The sequence below is a fragment of the Lacrimispora sp. YZC11 genome, assembly GCF_057543815.1.
Genome location: NZ_BAAJYQ010000009.1, coordinates 63,087 through 77,244 on the forward strand (window position 1 = coordinate 63,087; position 14,158 = coordinate 77,244).

Here is a 14,158-nt window from a genome sequence, read left to right on the forward strand (position 1 = left end):
ATTGTATCTCTTTTACCTTTGAACATCTAAAACACTGGTTCCCCCTACTCCACTGTCCCTCCTGACAGTCACTTCCTGCACCCGGGGACATACTATATATAAGAAATACGTATTTCTACAACTTGTTAAAAGGGGGCATTCTTATGGCTAATTATAAACCAATCGCGAAAACAATCTCAGCTGCTTCTGCTATTTCAGGAGTACTGGTTCCTGCTAATCTTTCTACAACAAGCTGGGGGTTACTTTTAGTAAGAGGTTCTGCATTATTCAGCAATACGATCTTAAAAAGCGGTGCTGTGGCAGTATGGGAAAGTACAAATCCTACCACTGCTGCTCCCAACCGGGAAACGTTTACTGATGCTAATGCGATTTATGGCATTACCTGCAGAGCCGGGGTAAAGCTGATATTTAAGTTCTATGCTCACTAACAATTAAAAAGAGTGCCTCAAAGGTTAAAAATCCAACATCACGCTCACCAAATACGAACAAATTCAAGCTAATATTAGAATATCTGGCATGTATGGGATTTGAAAAGGAACCTTTGAGGCGCCTTTCTTGCAATGAAACATCATTTTATAACAAAGGAGGGGGAAAATTGCTGCCAAAAATAATTTTAACAGGCTGTCAGATCATTTGCTCCGGAATAGTGACAGCAGATATTACCTTATCAAATAACGCGTATATATTAATCACAGGAACCGTATACAGCCCAACAGGAAAGCCTCTGCCAAATGCTGCTGTTGAAATACTTCTCGTAGATGATTCCCATATCCCTTCTGAGGAAAAAAGCTTAGGCGTAACCTTTACGCTTCATGATGGTACTTATGGAATATCGCTTCCCAGGATTGGTGAACAGCAATACAAACTTATTGCTTATTCGCCCGTATAAACGGGAAATAAAAAGGCCGATCAACACGGAGGTTATTATGAAAAAATATAAAACAATGGATGGATATCACGTATATCGGATAAAGAAAGAAAAGAAATTCTTTTATTTGGCAGACCGGCTTGATTACAGAAAAGAGATCAATCAATTATTGGCTACACTGGATGATTTAAAATTTGATTCCCTGATTTTTCTATTCGGAATTGATACAGGAGAATACCTTCATGATATGAAAAAATTATTATGTGATAAAAACAGAGTGATCATTTTTGAACCAAACCCTGCAATCTACAGAAAATTCGGTCCGAAAATAGCTGACAATATCAGCATTTTTCCGTTTGAAGAAAATCAGGTAAAACAAATTTTTGACAATACCATTCATTTTAAAAATATCAATAATATATACTTTCACGCATTCGGCAACTATTCCAGTGTTTATAAGGAAGAATACGACCGTTTGATTGAACATTTGGATTGGAACATAATCAATGCGGCTTCCCAGGTGGAACTTGCAAAGCGCTTTAAGAAAATTTTTATCCGGAATATGACTGCAAATATGAAGATTTTAAATCAGTGCACTCCCATTCACCACTACAGGGGTACCAATTTAAACGTCCCCGCACTTGTGGTATCCGGAGGCCCCTCCCTGGATTCAAACATTAAGGATATGCTCATTCATAAGAAGAAGCTGGACCAGTATTTTATCATTACCGGCAGCAGGACGGTTGAGGCTTTGACGAAAAACGGGATCCATCCTGATATGATCGTATCCGTTGATCCGGTTGATGCAAACTTTGATATGATGAAGAACTGCTTAAACTTAGAAGTGCCCCTTGCTTTTTATGAATACAGCAACAGGTATTTAGTAGGAAATTATAAGGGAGATAAAATCTTCATTTCACTCCTGTTCTCTCATACAGTGGAAGGCTTTGAACATTATCAGGGAGTGTTCTGCGGAGGTTCGGTTGCCCACGCCTGCATTGACATCGCAAATATGATGGGCTGCTCTCCCATCGTATTTCTGGGCCAGGATCTTGCCCATACCTATAACAAGCATCATGCGGACAGCGCGGTCTTTGATTATGATAAGAGCATTCCCTATGGGGCCACAGCCATTGTAAAGGATGTATACGGAAATCCGGTTGGAACGACCCTTACCCTGGATCATTACCGGCGAAGGCTGGAACATTACATTGCCATTTATAAGGACCAGAAACGGATCCGTTTTATCAATTGTTCCTATGGAGCGGAAATAAAAGGCGCTCCTTTTAAGGAGCTTTCGGAAGTTTTTAAGGAGGAAGCAGCAGGCAGTCCAAAAACGAATTGTATTCCAAATCAGGATATCCATATAGACAGCAGGAATACCATAGACTCCCTGCTTACTTTCATCGAAGAATACCGGATAAAGGCCAGTCAGGGTCTGGAATTATGCGAAATCATAAGCTCTGAGAACCTGACAAAATCCTTACTTAAGGTGGATGAAACGGACATTGATTTACAGCGGATCTTATATATCTTAAAGATTGTAAACGATTTCGAAAACGCTGCAAATACCAAATATTTCGGAGGCTATTTCAATGAATTCGTTTTTGAAATGAAGGAAAAAACATTTGATATGTCTGCAATGGATTATGAAAGACTGACCTCTGATCTGCAGCATCAGGCAAAGGCTTTTAAGATATATTTTGAAAAGATGAAAGAGATGCTGGAAGAAATAAAGGAAACCATTTTGGAAACGGTAACAGAATTCTATGGATCGCATATAGTTTAATAAAAAAAACCTAAAAAAGGGGATAGGCAATGGAAATCAATGATACCAAATACAAAGAGGTTGAAGTAAATAAAATGATCATCAATGGGAAAGAACAGGCGGGAAACATTATTAATGCTGAGGATACAAAGGATAAACAGGAATTAAACGTAACCGTATATACCCGCAGCATTACGGAAACAACGGAAAGCGGAGGGAGGCATAATAAATTATATGAACTGCTTCAGAAAGTCCTCTTTAAAAATAAACGGAGCTAAACTCCAGTCCCGCCCGGAATATCACTTTGACATCCAGCTGGAAAAGTCTATTTACCAGATCATCAATGGAACCGTATACAGCCAGGACCAGAAGCCCTGTGCAGGTGCCGTGGTCCAAATCACCCAGATCGACTGCAGGGATAACACCAGAAGCCTGTTAGGCTATACCCTGTCAGATGAAAACGGATACTATTTATTCTCTATTAAAGCAAAGGCCTGTATGAAGTATGAATTAGCGGTCTATGCTCCCCTTCTCTGATACAGAAAGGAGGAAACCCATTGAGCGGCTACACTGAGATCATCCTGTCACCAAAGCATTTTAAGAACCGGGACATTTTAAAGACAACCATTACCATGGAAAAATCCGATGAGGTTTTATTAACAGGCACTGTATATAATTCACGCCGGGAGGCTCTAGAAGGCGCGGTTGTCCGGGTCATCAAAATCACCGGGGAAGACCAGAGGGTGAGCAAAGGCTATGTGATCACCAACCAGTCCGGGGAATTTGCCATAGCCGTGGAAAAAGACAAGTATGCCTGTTATCAGCTGGATATTTACGAACCGCTGATAACCACTTAGGCGGGGTAGCGTATTATGGAACAGATTAATCATGAATATCATATGGAAGGTATATTAATAAAAGGTAGGGTCCGTTACAAAGATTCCTGCCCGGTTAAGGGCGCTGTCGTTATATTAGAAAAGCTTGTCCCTATATATAACCAACAGGAACAAGGATATGAAGGGACCTGCCTTGAGCATACGATGACCAATGACCGGGGAGAATTCTGCTTTTCTATTACAGATAAAATGAGCAGTTATAAAATAAAGGTTTTCGATAACCACCACAGGTAAGGGAGGAAACATGAAAAAGGTTCTGGTTACAGGAGCAGACGGATTTATAGGCAGTCACTTAACGGAAACACTTGTTGAACAGGGATATGAGGTAAGGGCGTTTACCTTTTATAATTCCTTCAATACCTGGGGATGGCTGGATTCTCTTCCAGATGAAATAAAGAAGGAAATCGAGATACAGCCAGGGGACATCAGGGATCCAAACGGCGTAAGAAACGCCATGACAGGAATGGAATCGGTCTTTCATCTGGCCGCACTGATCGCCATCCCTTTTAGCTACCACTCTCCTGATTCCTACGTGGATACCAATATAAAAGGAACGTTGAATGTCTTGCAGGCCGCAAGAAACCTTGGTACGGATAAAGTACTCATTACCTCTACTTCCGAGGTTTACGGCAGCGCCAAATACGTTCCCATTGATGAAGCCCATCCCTTTCAGGGACAATCGCCCTATTCCGCCACTAAGATCGGAGCCGACCGGCTGGCGGAATCCTTTTTCAGAAGCTTTTCCCTTCCGGTGACCATTGTCCGGCCATTTAACACCTATGGCCCCAGGCAGTCCGCAAGGGCTGTGATACCGGCTATCATCAGCCAGCTGCTGGCCGGGGCCAGGGAGATACGCCTTGGCAGCCTGACTCCCACCAGGGATTTTAACTATGTAAAAGATACGGTAAACGGTTTTATTGAAATAGAAAAGTCAGAAAAAACCATTGGGGAAGAAATCAACATTGCCAGCCAGAAGGAAATTTCCATTGGAGAGCTTGCATCGGAGCTGATCCGCCAGATCAATCCTCAGGCCGGGATCGTCTGCGAGCCGGAAAGACTGCGTCCTCAAAAAAGTGAAGTCAACAGGCTACTTGGATCTAATAAAAAACTAAAGGAGCTTACGGACTGGAACCAGGAATACACTCTTTCCCTTGGCCTTAAAAAGACCATTGACTGGATGGAGAAAAACTTGGATAAGTATAAAGCAGGCATCTATAATCTATAGATGCAGACCAGGAGCGGAGGAACGAATATGATACCTTTATCTGTTCCCAACTTAAAAGGGAACGAAAAAAAATATATATCAGATGCCCTTGACAGCGGCTGGATATCAACAGCCGGCAGCTATGTGGCAAGATTTGAGCAGGACATGGCCTCTTATTTAAACACCGCCGGCGCAGCGGCTGTTCAAAGCGGGACTGCCGCGATCCATCTGGCTCTGCTCTTATCCGGTGTCAAACCGGGGCAGGAGGTGATCGTCCCCACCCTTACTTTTATTGCCTCAGTCAATCCAGTGGCCTACATAGGTGCTTTCCCTGTTTTTATGGATTGTGACGACTCTCTGAATATAGACTGCGATAAGCTTGAGGAATTCTTGAAAAAGGAATGTGCCATGACCTCTTCCGGGCTGGTAAACAAGAGCACAAACCGGGTCATTAAGGCGGTCGTTGCGGTCCATATCTTTGGCAATATGGCGGATATGGAACGGTTAAAAGCATTGTCTGAACAATATGGAATTCATTTGATTGAAGATGCTGCGGAAGCATTGGGGACCTTCTATAAACAGGGGAAATACCAGGGACAATTTGCAGGGACAATCGGCGATTTCGGTGCCTATTCTTTTAACGGCAATAAGATCATCACCACAGGGGGAGGCGGGATGCTGACAGCAAAGGATGGCAGCGCCCTGGAAAAAGCGAAATATCTTGCCGCCCAGGCAAAAGACGATCCCTTCTATTATATTCACAATGAAGTGGGTTATAACTACCGCATGACCAATTTACAGGCAGCCCTGGGAGTTGCCCAGTTAGAATGTCTGGAGGATTTTATCCGGATCAAGGAAATCAATTATGATTACTACGAAAATGCCATAGCACCAATGGAAAATTTTGAACTGCTTAAGTTTAACCTTAATGCAAGAAACAACCGGTGGTTCTATTCCCTGTTCTTAAAAAATCATGGATTGGACCGTAATACAGTCATGAAGCAGCTAAAGGAAAAGGATATTGAAACAAGGCCCATCTGGCAGCTTGCCCATACCCAGAGGATGTATGAGAACAGCCAGGCTTATTTCATAGAAAAGGCTCCCTTTTACTGGAACCGGGTAATCAATATCCCATGCAGTACCAGTCTTTTAAAAAAGGAGATGGATCATATCATTCAAGCATTGAGCCGCATTTAGCAGTCTGAAAGAGGGATAGGCATGGAAGTTGGTAAATTTATTATTGCACCGGATGTTTCTATTCGGGATGCAATCAGACAATTGGACCAGACAGCAAGAAAAATCCTTGTTGTTGAAGAAGATAATAAGCTGGCCGGTGTTCTCACAGATGGGGATATCAGGCGGTGGATTTTAAAGAATAAGGATATTTCCATGCCGGTGAGCCTGATCATGAATACCGCTCCTGTTGTTATAAAAAAAGAAAAAAGCCATCTGGCCCTGGAGATCATGAAAGAAAAACAAATCGAAGGGCTGCCCCTGGTAAATGATAACAATGAGGTGACTGATATCCTGTTTTGGAATGAACTGAACGATCATGAGCCTGGACGACAAAAGAAGACCCAGACACCGGTAGTCATCATGGCAGGCGGCAGGGGGTCCCGGCTGTATCCGTATACAAAAATTATTCCAAAGCCTTTGATTCCGATCGGCGACACCCCCATTGTAGAACGGATCATGAATCAGATGATGGAGTACGGGTTTTATGAATTTTATCTTACCATAAACTATAAAAAGGAACTTATAAAGGCTTATTTTAATGATGATCATCCTTATCATCTGCACTTGATTGAGGAGGATCAGCCCTTAGGGACAGCCGGTTCCTTGAACCTGGTGAAAAAGGACATAAAGGGGAGCTTTCTTGTAAGCAACTGCGATATTTTAGTGGATGTCAATTTTACCAAGCTTCTCATCCATCACCAAACCCATAAAAACAAGATCACCGTTGTCACCGCCATGAAAAGCTATGAGATTCCTTATGGGGTGGTTACCTTGGGGGAAAGCGGATCCATTGATGCCTTAAACGAGAAACCCAGATATGAGCTGTTAGTGAGCACCGGGCTTTATGTATTGGAGGAGGAAATACTAAAATACATCCCTCAGGATCAATATTTTGATATGACAGACTTAATCCGCAGATGCTTAAAAAACGGCGAACTGGTGGGTGCCTATCCGGTCATGGACAGCGCCTGGCTGGATATGGGAGAATTCAGTGAAATGAAAAAAATGGCTGAGAGAATGAAACTATGAAAGAGGAACTGATCCTGATCGGCGGGGGCGGTCATGCGGAAAGCATCATAGATACCATCAGAGGACAGGAAAAATATAAGATCACCGGCATTCTGGACCGCAGCAAAAAAGCTGGTACAGAGGTTCTTGGCATAAAGATCATAGGAAGTGATGAGGATCTGGCCGACTGTTTTAACCGGGGAATTAAGAAGGCGGTAATTGCTATAGGAAGCATGGGAAACCCCGGCCCAAGGCGGAGGCTGTACGAACAATGCAAGAAAATAGGCTATGAATTTCCCAATATCATGGATAAAAGCTCCATCGTTTCCGAGCCCCTTAACATCGGGAAAGGGAACTTTATTGGAAAGGGAGTCCTCATCAATACCGGAGTTACCATAGGGAATGGAACCATCATCAATACGGGCGCCATCATCGACCATGGCTGCAGGATTGAAGATTTTGCCCATATCGCTCCCGGAAGTGTCTTATGCGGAAATGTCTGGATAAGGGCTAATTCCCATATTGGAGCCCATTCCACCATCCTACAGGGCTTAACCATTGGAAATGACACCATGATCGGCGCAGGAAGCCTTGTCTTAAAAAGTATATCGTCAAATAAGCTGGCCTATGGAAGTCCGGCAAAGGAGGTAGCTTTCCATGAGTAACGTCATGATAATCGCAGAAGCAGGGGTAAACCATAACGGCGATTTAAACATTGCCAAACAACTGGTGGATGCCGCAAGCGTCATAGGTGCAGACGCCATCAAATTCCAGACCTTTCGGGCAAAGCACCTTGCAGTGCCGGATGCGAGGAAAGCAGACTACCAGATTGAGAATACCGGCCAGACCATGTCACAATACGAAATGTTAAAAAGCCTGGAATTATCCTGGCAGGAGTTTGAAGAACTGTTTCAGTACTGTTCCTTCAGGCGCATTCAGTTCCTGTCCTCTCCTTTTGATGAGGAAAGCATTCTTTTTCTTGACCGGCTGGGAGTGGATCTCATAAAGATCCCTTCCGGAGAGATCACAAATTATGGCTATTTAAAAAAAATAGCTTCATTAAAGAAGCGGGTCATTTTATCCACGGGAATGTCCAATGAGGAAGAGGTGGGGGAAGCACTGGAAATCCTGGAGGAAGGCGGACAGGAAATCATACTGCTCCATTGCTCCAGCTCCTACCCTGCCCTGATGCAGGATGTGAATTTAAATGCCATGGATACGTTGAGACGTAGGTTTCAAAAGCAGGTGGGTTATTCCGACCATACGCCAGGAATCGAGGTTGCCATTGCCGCTGCCGCCCTTGGTGCCTGTGTCATCGAAAAGCATATGACCCTTGATAAAACCATGCCCGGACCAGACCACAAAGCCAGTTTAGAGCCAGATGAATTCCAGCAAATGGTGGACAGCATCAGAAATATTGAGCTGGCCCTGGGTGACGGAGTGAAAAAGCCCACACAAGCTGAATTAAAAAACAGGGACTATGTGAGAAAATACCTGGTGGCTTCCAGGGAAATTAAAAAGGGGGAGCCCTTTACCCTTCAAAATCTATGCGCCAAACGCTGCGGATATGGGATCTCTCCCATGGAGATGCACAGCCTGTTGGGAAGAGCCGCTCAAAGAAATTATCTGAAAGACGAAAGGATCGGCCAATGATCAAATTATGCGTAGTGACCGGAAACCGGGCGGAATACGGCTTATTAAAGCCGGTGATGGACCGCGTCATACAGGACCCGGATTTTAAACTGCAGGTCATTGCCACAGGAAGCCATCTGGATACCAGATATGAACAAGGTGAGGACATTGAAAAGAGCGGCATAAACATCGATGAAAAAATAGAGATGAACCTGGCCTCAGACACCTCCCTTGGAATATGCAAATCCATGGGCTTAGAAATGATCAGCTTATCTGAGGCTTACCATCGGTTAAAACCGGATATGGTTCTGCTTCTTGGAGACCGGTATGAAATCTTTACAGCAGCAAGTGCTGCCCTTATCTGTAAAATTCCCATTGCCCATATTCACGGCGGGGAAATAACAAGAGGCGCATATGACGACTCCATGAGGCATGCCATCAGTAAGATGAGCTATCTGCATTTCACCAGCACAATAGAATACCGGAATAGGGTCATCCAGTTAGGGGAAGCCCCTGACAGGGTTCATTGGGTGGGTGCTCTTGGGATTGAAAACATGAAGACCATAAAGCTATTAAACAGACAGGAATTGGAGGAAAAACTAAAGATTTCACTGGTTCCGCCCATTGCCCTTGTCACCTTTCATCCTGCCACTTTGGATCATGACAGCGCCCCGGCCCAGTTTCAGCCCCTGGAAGAGGCTCTTTTACATTTTCCGGATTTATTTGTTGTCTTTACAAAGAGCAATACCGACACAGGGGGAAACCAGATCAATGGAAGGATTGGCGCTTACGTAAGCAGGAATCCGGAGAAATCGGCAGTGTTCCCCTCTCTTGGCGTACAAAACTATTTAAGCCTTATGAACTGCTGCCAGGCAGTAATCGGAAATTCTTCCAGCGGAATTATTGAAGCACCTTTCCTTAAGGTGCCTTCCGTCAACATCGGAAGCAGGCAGGCTGGAAGGATAACTCCTTCCTCTGTCATAAGCTGCGGCTCTTCTGTAAGCGATATTGTGGCTGCGGTCCAGAAAGCCCTTACCTTTGACCGGCATAAAGAAGAAGCTCCAAACCCCTACGAGGGCCAGGAAACCAGCAAACAGATCGTCTCGATTATTAAGGAGTCATTTGAAAAGGGAATTAATTTAGAAAAGAATTTTTATGATGTGGAATGGAGGCTGTAATGTATAAGAATAAGACTTTTTTGGCAATCATACCAGCCCGAAGCGGCTCAAAGGGGATCATCGATAAAAACATCATAGAAATTAATCACAAGCCGCTTATGGCGTATACGTTGGAAGCCTGCAAACGCTCTGGAATATTTGATGATATCGTGGTATCCACGGACTCCGAAAAATATGCAGGGATTGCGAAACGTTTTGGCGCCAGCGTGCCCTTTCTGCGCCCAAAAGAGCTGGCATCAGATCAGGCTTCCTCCAATGACGTCATACTGCATGTCATCAATGGGCTGCAGCATCTTGGAAAAACTTTTGATTGCTTTATGCTTTTGCAGCCTACTTCTCCTCTTAGAAACGAAAAACATATGATAGAAAGCGCCGGTATCCTGCTAGAAAATAATGCGGATTCTGTCGTCAGTATCTGCAAATCAGATTCCAGCTCCTACTTAACCGTTGAGCTTTCGGAGGAAGGAAGAGTAAAAACCCTGTTTTCAGACAAAAAACAGGTCAGAAGACAGGATATGCCGCCGGAATACAGAATAAACGGGGCTATATATCTGGCTCTGACCAGTTATTTTGTAAAGAATAAAAGCTTTTATGAAGGCAAAACCCTGCCCTATTTCATGAGTGCCTTTGATTCCATTGACATTGATGATGATTTTCAGATGAAAATAGCGGAATTACTTATGCTTGATAAAAACTTGTCAAATCCGTCCCAGCAAGAATGTAACTAATTTCCTTCCCTGATCAGTCCAAGGGCCAGGAGGGCACTTTTTTCAAGCTCATCTTCCGTTGTAAATTCATTTGGCGTATGAACCTCATTCATTCCGCAGGCCACTACGATTCCCCGGATTCCGCCTCGGACAAAGTGATTATTATCACTGCCTCCCAGAGTATATTGGGTGGAGCATTTTAAGCCAAGGGACCGGCAGACGCGTTTGAACCGTTCCACCACTTCTTCGCTGTCACTTATTTCATAGGCTTCGATCTGCTTTTCAACAGCGATCTCCAGGCTTCCGCCATATCCGGCTGCAGTACCTTCAAAGGCATCCTTTAACCTGTTCCATTCCGCCAGGGCTTTATGATCCTTTAAGCTTCGGATCTCTCCCGCTACAACGCATTCGTGGGAAACAATGTTGGTCTGTTTTCCTCCGCTTATTTTTCCAATGTTTACAGTCGTTTCATCGTCAACCCAGCCCTGCTTTAACTTGGAAATTGCATGGGCCGTGATCTCAATCGCATTGATTCCCAGCTGAGGACAAAAGCCTGCATGGGCATTCTTACCCTTCACCCTGATCTCAAAAGAAAGGATGGTAGGCGCTGCGGTTGCGGCCAGGCCGATCTCTCCGCTTAAATCAAATACATAAGCCTGTTTTGACTTTATTTTGGAATAATCGATGAGCTGGCTTCCTTTTCCGTAATTCTCTTCCGCAACCGGGAACAGGATCTCAATATCTCCATGGGGAAGGTTGTTTTCCTTAATCACCCGGACCGCTTCCAATATGGCCGCAATTCCGGAAAGGTCGTCGGCTCCAAGCACGGTATTCCCTTCCGAGGTGATTCTTCCCCGCTCATCTAAGACCGCGCGTTTCCCTATGCCAGGCTTTACCGTATCCATATGAGCCGACAGTAATATTGGGGCGGAACCTGTGGTTCCCTTTAAAAAACCGTAAAGGTTCCCTGTGGGAGCGGCGGTTCCATATTCGGGAAGCTTTTCTTTCAGCCGGTGACCGGCATCATCTTCCAACACCTCAAAACCAAGCTGTTTTAATTCGTCTGTCAAATAGTCCGCAATTTCCCGTTCCTGATAGGTTTCGGAATCAAATTCCACCATTTTTTTAAATTGGCTTACCAGCCTGCTTCTATGAATCATATTGCCACCTGCTCTTTTCCTATGGGTTCGTTTTTTTAATTATCATATCTTTTAAATTTTTCTTCCGGTGTCTTGCTTAAATCCTTCCGGTCTTGCGGTGCAGACCAGATGCCTTCGTAATCGATCTGATTCACGAAACGGGAATTAAAATCCTGGAAAAAGGACTTGTTTTCCGACTGGGGCGCCGCTATATCCCGGAAGTAGGTATTGTTACTGAATGCGGGTATCTCATATAAATCCCTGCAATATCCCCAGATGTTTTTGTAATCAACAATCCTGTGCTTAATGGGCCCTAAATTCCGGTAATAATGGGTATCAAACCTTGCCAGGGTGACAAAAAGCCTCACATCGCTGTCAGTCACATAATCTCCAAATAAGAAACGGCTTTTGGAAAGGCGCTCTTCGATGAGATCCAGTGCATGATAAAAGTCTTCAAATGCTTCTTCATAGGCTGTGATGGACTGGGCAAACATCATCCGGTAGGTCCCGTTATTTACATTGGGAAAAAGCCAGTCGTTGTAATCATCGATCTCTTTTCTCAGCTCTTTAGGGTACAGATCAGGGGCCTCCGGACTCTGGAAGGGGCGGAACGCTGTTTCAAAGTAGTTGGTCAGCCTGTGGTAATCATTATTTACCACCTTTTTCGTGGTAACGTCCACAAGGGCCGGTACCGTACAGCGCCCTGCATAGTCCGGGTCCGCATTATAGTAAAACTCGTTTAAGTACTGAGCGCCAAGGACCGGGTCTTTTCTGTCCTCATTATACACGAATTCCCAGCCATATGCACTATTTTCTTTGCTGTGGCCGACTAAATTAATGCCGATGGCATCCTGAAGGCCCAGCAATTCCCGTACAATAGAGGCCCGGTTGGACCAATGGCATCCTTTTGCCCAGAACAGCCGGTACCGGCCCTTTTCTGCCTTTAAATCCTTCTCCCCATCTCCAAAGGGAGTGGTAAACCGGTTGGGCTGACGAATGAATGCGCCTCTTTCGTCAATTTCCTTTTCTATTTCTTTTGGGCGTACCTTTTGCCCGTTATTTTGATCTGCCATGAAAATCTCCTCCTATTCCTTCCATATTTTCTCCGTATAGATGATCTTAAAGACACCTGCATCCATCTTCCTGCCATAATCCGCTTTATAGCCCAGGGCTTCATAAAAGCCTACCGCCTCATCCCGGCTGGTAATGCAGATTTTTTTAACCCCGGATTCCCTGATCCAGTTCTCAGCCTCTTCTATCAGCAGCCTCCCCACGCCCTTTTTCCGGTATTCCTTAAGGACGCTGACCCGTTCAATTTTGGCCGTCCCGCCCTCGCCAGGAAAATGGATTCTGCAGGCAGCTACCGGATATATGTCATCAAGCACCAGCACATAGGAATACTGTTTTAAATCCCCTTCATCAAATTCCTTATCTAACGGAATATGGAACCCTTTTACCATGGTTTCCGTCCTTACATAATGAACCCCTGCAAGCTGCCAGTGTTCTTTTACCCTTACTGCCTTCATCCTGCCACTCCCCTTATTTAAAATTGATCCGGTCTCTTCCATGAGGTGTTTTCCAGATGGAAAGGTCCGGCCCCTTTGGTACCAGACTATAGGGGTTACTGGAAACCGCACACAAATGATAGTGTTTTTTGATAGCCTCGAAGTCTGTGGTATCTCCAAATCCCGGCTGTGCATATAAGTCCCTGACATATCCCCAGAGATTGGGAAAATCGGAAATAAGATTTCTGTTTAAATGAAAACCATTGTAATAGGCCACATCAAAACGGGTCAGTGTCACATACAGGCGGATATCGGATTCCGTGATCTTATCTCCAAACAAATAACGGCCGCGGCCCAACCGCTCTTCCAGCCAGTCAATGCGGTGGAAAACCAGCCGGTACGCCTCTTCGTATGCCTCCTGGCTTCTGGAAAATCCTGCCTTGTAAACCCCGTTGTTGATTTCATGAAACAAAATTTCATTTAATTCATCGATTTCTTCTCTCAGCTCTTCCGGATATAAATCCGGCGCTCCCGGCTTTTGGTATTTCTTCCATTCCACTTCCCAGTACCTGGTTAAGTTAAAATAATCGTTATTTACCACTTTCCCCGTAGTTAAGTCAACTACAGCAGGCACGGTAAACCTTCCCTTGTAATCCGGATCTGCCTTTAAGTAGGCTTCACTTAAATATTTAATCTTTAATACCGGATCCTCCCCATGTTCATCCAGAGTAAAGGCCCAGTCCGTCCGTTCCACATCAGGCCTTATTGGATCCAGGGTACCCAGGCTGACCGCATCCTGAAGGCCAAGTAAGCTCCTTACGATAACGGAACGGTGGGCCCATGGGCAGGCCGGAGACCAGAACAGGCGGTACCTGCCAGATTCTACAGGCAGATTTCCTTCCTCTGCCCCAAAGGCTGTTGTAAACTGGTTTTTCTGCCGTTTAAATTTCCCACTGGTTTCAATCTCATCCGTAATAAACTTTTTTGACATGGCAATTTCCTCATTTCTTTCTCAAA

18 protein-coding genes are annotated in these 14,158 nt (G+C 44.5%); 14 read left to right on the top strand and 4 right to left on the bottom strand.

Going from position 1 to position 14,158, the window contains the following annotated elements:
- The first annotated feature begins 143 nt into the window (after positions 1–143).
- From AC27IJ_RS13245 to AC27IJ_RS13310, 14 genes are all read left to right on the top strand, one after another.
- Positions 144–428 carry a hypothetical protein gene (locus tag AC27IJ_RS13245; protein WP_312447041.1) on the top strand — a complete coding sequence of 95 codons (285 nt, stop codon included), beginning with the start codon at positions 144–146 and terminating at the stop codon, positions 426–428.
- A 92-nt stretch (positions 429–520) separates the two neighbouring features.
- Positions 521–889 (top strand): carboxypeptidase-like regulatory domain-containing protein, encoded by a 369-nt coding sequence (locus AC27IJ_RS13250; protein WP_312447039.1) that lies wholly within the window; start codon positions 521–523, stop codon positions 887–889.
- A gap of 37 nt (positions 890–926) precedes the next feature.
- Complete coding sequence (locus AC27IJ_RS13255; RefSeq protein ID WP_487149267.1) at positions 927–2,657, top strand: motility associated factor glycosyltransferase family protein; 1,731 nt, start codon at positions 927–929, stop codon at positions 2,655–2,657.
- Between the two features lie 29 nt (positions 2,658–2,686).
- Entirely contained in the window at positions 2,687–2,914 is a 228-nt protein-coding gene (locus AC27IJ_RS13260; protein WP_312447034.1) for a hypothetical protein, read from the top strand.
- On the top strand, positions 2,871–3,173 hold the full coding sequence (locus AC27IJ_RS13265) for a peptidase associated/transthyretin-like domain-containing protein (RefSeq protein ID WP_312447032.1): 303 nt from the start codon (positions 2,871–2,873) through the stop codon (positions 3,171–3,173). Before AC27IJ_RS13260 ends, AC27IJ_RS13265 begins: the two co-directional genes overlap by 44 nt.
- A gap of 20 nt (positions 3,174–3,193) precedes the next feature.
- Complete coding sequence (locus AC27IJ_RS13270; RefSeq protein WP_312503874.1) at positions 3,194–3,493, top strand: hypothetical protein; 300 nt, start codon at positions 3,194–3,196, stop codon at positions 3,491–3,493.
- 15 nt (positions 3,494–3,508) lie between these two features.
- On the top strand, positions 3,509–3,766 hold the full coding sequence (locus AC27IJ_RS13275; RefSeq protein WP_312447029.1) for a hypothetical protein: 258 nt from the start codon (positions 3,509–3,511) through the stop codon (positions 3,764–3,766).
- 10 nt (positions 3,767–3,776) lie between these two features.
- Positions 3,777–4,757 (top strand): NAD-dependent 4,6-dehydratase LegB, encoded by a 981-nt coding sequence (locus tag AC27IJ_RS13280; protein WP_487149270.1) that lies wholly within the window; start codon positions 3,777–3,779, stop codon positions 4,755–4,757.
- 27 nt (positions 4,758–4,784) lie between these two features.
- Positions 4,785–5,933 carry a LegC family aminotransferase gene (locus tag AC27IJ_RS13285; RefSeq protein ID WP_312447027.1) on the top strand — a complete coding sequence of 383 codons (1,149 nt, stop codon included), beginning with the start codon at positions 4,785–4,787 and terminating at the stop codon, positions 5,931–5,933.
- Positions 5,934–5,954: 21 nt separating this feature from the next.
- Positions 5,955–7,001, top strand: coding sequence for a nucleotidyltransferase family protein (locus AC27IJ_RS13290; protein ID WP_312447024.1), 1,047 nt, complete (start codon positions 5,955–5,957; stop codon positions 6,999–7,001).
- Entirely contained in the window at positions 6,998–7,645 is a 648-nt protein-coding gene (locus AC27IJ_RS13295; protein WP_487149273.1) for an acetyltransferase, read from the top strand. The genes AC27IJ_RS13290 and AC27IJ_RS13295 overlap by 4 nt, the downstream gene beginning before the upstream one ends.
- Entirely contained in the window at positions 7,638–8,633 is a 996-nt protein-coding gene (neuB, locus tag AC27IJ_RS13300; protein ID WP_312447020.1) for an N-acetylneuraminate synthase, read from the top strand. The genes AC27IJ_RS13295 and neuB overlap by 8 nt, the downstream gene beginning before the upstream one ends.
- Positions 8,630–9,790: a UDP-N-acetylglucosamine 2-epimerase gene (neuC, locus tag AC27IJ_RS13305; protein ID WP_487149275.1), complete on the top strand. Its 1,161-nt coding sequence runs from the start codon at positions 8,630–8,632 to the stop codon at positions 9,788–9,790. The genes neuB and neuC overlap by 4 nt, the downstream gene beginning before the upstream one ends.
- Positions 9,790–10,518 carry an acylneuraminate cytidylyltransferase family protein gene (locus tag AC27IJ_RS13310; protein ID WP_487149277.1) on the top strand — a complete coding sequence of 243 codons (729 nt, stop codon included), beginning with the start codon at positions 9,790–9,792 and terminating at the stop codon, positions 10,516–10,518. The genes neuC and AC27IJ_RS13310 overlap by 1 nt, the downstream gene beginning before the upstream one ends.
- On the opposite strand, the gene AC27IJ_RS13315 is transcribed toward AC27IJ_RS13310, so the two are convergent.
- The 4 genes from AC27IJ_RS13315 to AC27IJ_RS13330 are packed head-to-tail and all read right to left on the bottom strand — an operon-like array spanning position 10,515 to position 14,132.
- Complete coding sequence (locus AC27IJ_RS13315; protein WP_487149279.1) at positions 10,515–11,657, bottom strand: M20/M25/M40 family metallo-hydrolase; 1,143 nt, start codon at positions 11,655–11,657, stop codon at positions 10,515–10,517. The genes AC27IJ_RS13310 and AC27IJ_RS13315 overlap by 4 nt on opposite strands.
- 35 nt (positions 11,658–11,692) lie before the next feature.
- Positions 11,693–12,709: a glutathione S-transferase C-terminal domain-containing protein gene (locus AC27IJ_RS13320; protein WP_487149281.1), complete on the bottom strand. Its 1,017-nt coding sequence runs from the start codon at positions 12,707–12,709 to the stop codon at positions 11,693–11,695.
- Positions 12,710–12,721: 12 nt separating this feature from the next.
- Positions 12,722–13,162 carry a GNAT family N-acetyltransferase gene (locus AC27IJ_RS13325; RefSeq protein ID WP_312447012.1) on the bottom strand — a complete coding sequence of 147 codons (441 nt, stop codon included), beginning with the start codon at positions 13,160–13,162 and terminating at the stop codon, positions 12,722–12,724.
- 13 nt (positions 13,163–13,175) lie between these two features.
- The gene (locus AC27IJ_RS13330; protein WP_487149283.1) at positions 13,176–14,132 is read right to left on the bottom strand and encodes a glutathione S-transferase family protein; all 957 of its coding nucleotides are present in this window, start codon (positions 14,130–14,132) and stop codon (positions 13,176–13,178) included.
- Positions 14,133–14,158 lie beyond the last annotated feature (26 nt).

Bases quoted from the DNA above. Each gene is read 5' to 3' on its own strand.
- AC27IJ_RS13255 (WP_487149267.1), top strand. From the start codon at position 927: ATGAAAAAATATAAAACAATGGATGGATATCACGTATATCGGATAAAG.
- AC27IJ_RS13320 (WP_487149281.1), bottom strand. From the start codon at position 12,709: ATGGCAGATCAAAATAACGGGCAAAAGGTACGCCCAAAAGAAATAGAA.
- neuB (WP_312447020.1), top strand. From the start codon at position 7,638: ATGAGTAACGTCATGATAATCGCAGAAGCAGGGGTAAACCATAACGGC.
- AC27IJ_RS13315 (WP_487149279.1), bottom strand. From the start codon at position 11,657: ATGATTCATAGAAGCAGGCTGGTAAGCCAATTTAAAAAAATGGTGGAA.
- AC27IJ_RS13260 (WP_312447034.1), top strand. From the start codon at position 2,687: ATGGAAATCAATGATACCAAATACAAAGAGGTTGAAGTAAATAAAATG.
- AC27IJ_RS13330 (WP_487149283.1), bottom strand. From the start codon at position 14,132: ATGTCAAAAAAGTTTATTACGGATGAGATTGAAACCAGTGGGAAATTT.
- AC27IJ_RS13290 (WP_312447024.1), top strand. From the start codon at position 5,955: ATGGAAGTTGGTAAATTTATTATTGCACCGGATGTTTCTATTCGGGAT.
- AC27IJ_RS13245 (WP_312447041.1), top strand. From the start codon at position 144: ATGGCTAATTATAAACCAATCGCGAAAACAATCTCAGCTGCTTCTGCT.
- AC27IJ_RS13325 (WP_312447012.1), bottom strand. From the start codon at position 13,162: ATGAAGGCAGTAAGGGTAAAAGAACACTGGCAGCTTGCAGGGGTTCAT.
- AC27IJ_RS13285 (WP_312447027.1), top strand. From the start codon at position 4,785: ATGATACCTTTATCTGTTCCCAACTTAAAAGGGAACGAAAAAAAATAT.
- AC27IJ_RS13250 (WP_312447039.1), top strand. From the start codon at position 521: ATGGGATTTGAAAAGGAACCTTTGAGGCGCCTTTCTTGCAATGAAACA.
- AC27IJ_RS13310 (WP_487149277.1), top strand. From the start codon at position 9,790: ATGTATAAGAATAAGACTTTTTTGGCAATCATACCAGCCCGAAGCGGC.
- AC27IJ_RS13275 (WP_312447029.1), top strand. From the start codon at position 3,509: ATGGAACAGATTAATCATGAATATCATATGGAAGGTATATTAATAAAA.
- AC27IJ_RS13280 (WP_487149270.1), top strand. From the start codon at position 3,777: ATGAAAAAGGTTCTGGTTACAGGAGCAGACGGATTTATAGGCAGTCAC.
- AC27IJ_RS13265 (WP_312447032.1), top strand. From the start codon at position 2,871: ATGAACTGCTTCAGAAAGTCCTCTTTAAAAATAAACGGAGCTAAACTC.
- neuC (WP_487149275.1), top strand. From the start codon at position 8,630: ATGATCAAATTATGCGTAGTGACCGGAAACCGGGCGGAATACGGCTTA.
- AC27IJ_RS13295 (WP_487149273.1), top strand. From the start codon at position 6,998: ATGAAAGAGGAACTGATCCTGATCGGCGGGGGCGGTCATGCGGAAAGC.